The organism is Streptomyces sp. NPDC107581, assembly GCF_055657175.1.
Window position 1 is genome coordinate 1 of record NZ_JBVKBH010000056.1, and the last position, 3,387, is coordinate 3,387.

A 3,387-nucleotide genomic window follows, 5' to 3' on the forward strand; every position below is an offset into this window, starting at 1 on the left:
TTTATCTGGACGTTTTTTGGCATCTTGGATTGGTCAGCAGTGATCGTCAGGGGCGGGTTCGGTGCTCTCTCCGAGGTCTGTGAGGAGGCCGCGGATCCGTTCGGCGATGGCGTTGTGCCGCTCGACTTCGCGGGGCCAGCCGCGTTCGACCGCGTCCTGGGCGAGCTCCTGCTCACGGAAGAGCCGGGAACGCAGACGCGGTGCGTACTCGCTCGTGGTGAGGAATTTCGAGCAGCGGAGGTAGAGGTCGCACTCGCAGGGCCCTTCGGCGGGTGCCCGCAGGCAGTGGCCAAGTTCGAGTTCGGTCTTGAAGAAATTGGTCTTGAGCCAGTTCAGAGTGTCCTCGCCGATCCGGCTGGCCAGCAGCTCCTCCGCGGCCGGGCCCGCGATCCGTCCGCCGGCGGCGATGACCTTCTCGTACTGCTCCTTGAGCACGGGGTCGCTGATGTGGGAGTACGTCGCGGACATCTGCGCGTTGCGGTGCCCGAGGATCGCCATGATCGTCTGGATCTGGGCCCCGCCTTCGGCGAGCTGGGTGCCGACGGTGTGGCGAAACCGGTGGGCGGTCACTGTGGGATTGCCGTCGCCGTCGACGAGCCCGGCCTTGCGGCAGGCGATTTCCAGGGCATCCGCGTAGAGGAACTGCCGCCCCATGGGCTTGCCCCGTCGCATGAATACGTAGCGGACCAACCGCTGGGCCCATGCGTCGTGGCGGGCTGCGGCGTTCGCGGCCTTGGCCGCGTCGATCAGCTCGCGCAGCGCATCGGCCGCCTGCGGGTGCAGCGGGACCATGCGCTCGGTGTAGGTCTTGCCGACCGGGATCCGCAGCCTCGGATAGCCGTCGGGGTAGGCATCCAGGCAGTCCAGGGTCAGCCGGGCGATCTCCCCGCGCCGGGCACCGCTCCAGCGCAGCAGAAGCAGAGCAGCCCGTTGGTGGGGGTCTTCGAGCCCCTCGACCGCTTCCATGAGGCGGTCCAGCTCAGCCCGGGGGATGAACCGTGGCAGTGCCGACGGGAGTTTGGGCATGTCGGAGCGGCCAAGCAGAGGCCGCCCCGGGACATCGCTCCAGCCCCACTGGCTGGTCTCGCGGAAGAACTGAAGCAGCGGGCTGAGGTAGGTGTAGCGGGACCGCGCCGTCAGTGGCCGTCCGGTGCGGGCGTTGGTGTGCTCGTGCAGGTGGGCCATGAAGCCCTCGATGTGTCGGCGCTCCAGCTGGGCCATCGCATCGAGGTCAGGGTGGGCGTTGGCGAGCCAGCGCAGGAAGTAGCGGAAGGCGTCGCGGGAGTGGCGGACCGACTCCGCGCGGTCGCTGGTCTGCAGCCGTCCCGACAGCCAGCGCGTCACCGGGGCGGCGAGCGCCGGCGGTGTCTCGGGAGGGGTAAGTTCCGTTCGCCAGAGTTCGGCGGTCTTCAGGCCGTGGAACGGCGGCTCGGGGACCTGCCCGATGTTGAACAGCAGCACATGGACGCCGTGCAGCCTGCTGAGACACGCTTTCTGGTAGGTCTCGGCGAGCTGGTCCATGGGCATGCAGCGGCGCGCGTTGGAGACATGGCTGGCCCGCACGAACCCGGCCTCCGGCCGGGCGCAGTAGCGCTTGATCTCCTCGGCGAGCGCGGTGAGATCGTCGAGCCGGATCGCATGCAGATCCGGATCTCCTCGCATCAGGAGAAGGCGGGTGAAGGTCCAGGTGAGGACCGACCGGCCGCTGACGGGCGCATAGCCGAGCTGAAGCATACGAGCGGAGAGCGAGCCGAGCAGGTCCAGGTCGACCCCGAGGCCGGCGGCGACCTTGGGGACGAACAGGCTGTCGAAGTTGCGGCTGAGGACGTAGTCGGCGTCCAGCTGGAGACCGTGCACCAGCGAGAGGTAGGCGAGATAGGGGCCTGCTTCGTGAGATGGCCCGGTTCGCTTGCCGGGCTCGTGTGGATCGCGTCCGTGCAGGTCAAGACGGACCAGTAGGGGCTCGGCGAACCAGTCCTCCAGGTCCGGCCAGTACTTGAGGAACCGGTTGTGGAAGTACTGGCGGGACTTGATCGACGCTGGAGCGTCGGCGAACGTCGTCCGGACCCAGGAGAGGTACTCCTCTCTCGGCGCGTGGCACCGGCGGCGGTCCGGTTCCGGAGCGGCCGCCAGGGCGAGCGCGGTCACCGGTTCTTCTCCAGCGCGCGGGTGTAGTCGGCCAGAACGGCCTCGTCGGAGACCCGGGTGTATACCTTCGTCGACTCAGGCGACGCGTGTCCCAATCGCTTCTGCAGCGACAGCTCTCGCATCCCGCCCTCCCACATCGCTGTGGCGTGCGTGTGCCGCAACGCATGTGGAGTGGTCTCCGGCGTGCGCAGGCCGAGCTTGTCCAGCCGCCGCGCGAACAGCCGCACCACTGCGTCGTAGCCCAGCGGCTCCAGGCGGCGTGTGCCCTTTCCTCCGACCAGGAACACGAACGGGCTGGTCGCATCGAGTGGGCGCTCGTGCATCACGTAGCGGCTGACCGCATCGAGGGTGCGAGGCTCGTGCAGGTCCACGACCCGCTCGGTGCGGGACTTGCCGCGGACCCCACCCGGATGGTCGTCGCGCTTGCGGATCGTCACCCGGCGCCGGCCGTAGGAGATGTCGTCGAGGTGCAGCGACAGCACCTCGCCAGGCCGAAGCCCGCCATCGAGCATCAGCAGGAACATGGCCAGGTCCCGCAGCCGTTTCAAGCTGCCGATGAACTGCTCCAGCACCGCCTCGTCCACCGGACGCGGCAGGCGCCGCGGCTGCTTGACCGTCACCGTGCGGCGCATCGGCTGCTGACGGCTCGCCCGGCCCATGAACGGCTGATGCCGGTCCGGGACCCGGGCAAGCGCGGGGTCAAGCCGTGTTTGCATCGGGGAGTCACCGTCGTACTCCTCGGCGACCACCGCCCAGTCGTAGAAGCTGGAGACGGCAGCCAAGATCCGGTTCACCGTCGCCGGCGCCAGCAGGCTCCCCGGCGCCTTCGGACCGCCGACCACGACTGTCAGGCCGAGCCGCTGGGCCGGTCGGCGCGAGGGCGCCCGCCGCAGGAACGTCAGCAGCCGCAAGGCATCCGGCCCCCGGAACTCGCGCCAGTCCATGTCCTCAGCAGCGAGGAAGGTGAACAGTCGCCGCAGGTCGTACGCGTACGCGCAGATCGTGTGCGGCGAGAAGCCCCGGTCGACCAGGTGATCCAGGAACCGGCAGGCCGCCGTGACCGGTTCACCATCACCACTGTCGACCAACCGCACCCGGCGTACGACACCGCCATCGCGTTCCTTGACCACCCGCACACCGGCCTCCCCAAGCCTGCACTCGGATGGCCCAACGAGACCGGTACCCGCACGGCCACGGAACCGATTCAGGCATCACCCGAAGGTGTCCAGATAAGGAGAT

The 3,387-nt window shown here is 68.6% G+C and carries 2 protein-coding genes; both read right to left on the reverse strand.

Annotated features, from left to right (window positions below; translation table 11 throughout):
• Window positions 1-33: 33 nt before the first annotated feature.
• Complete coding sequence (locus ACZ7P3_RS42480; protein WP_472090041.1) at window positions 34-2,148, reverse strand: tyrosine-type recombinase/integrase; 2,115 nt, start codon at window positions 2,146-2,148, stop codon at window positions 34-36.
• Window positions 2,145-3,284 (reverse strand): tyrosine-type recombinase/integrase, encoded by a 1,140-nt coding sequence (locus tag ACZ7P3_RS42485; RefSeq protein ID WP_472090042.1) that lies wholly within the window; start codon window positions 3,282-3,284, stop codon window positions 2,145-2,147. Before ACZ7P3_RS42485 ends, ACZ7P3_RS42480 begins: the two co-directional genes overlap by 4 nt.
• Window positions 3,285-3,387 lie beyond the last annotated feature (103 nt).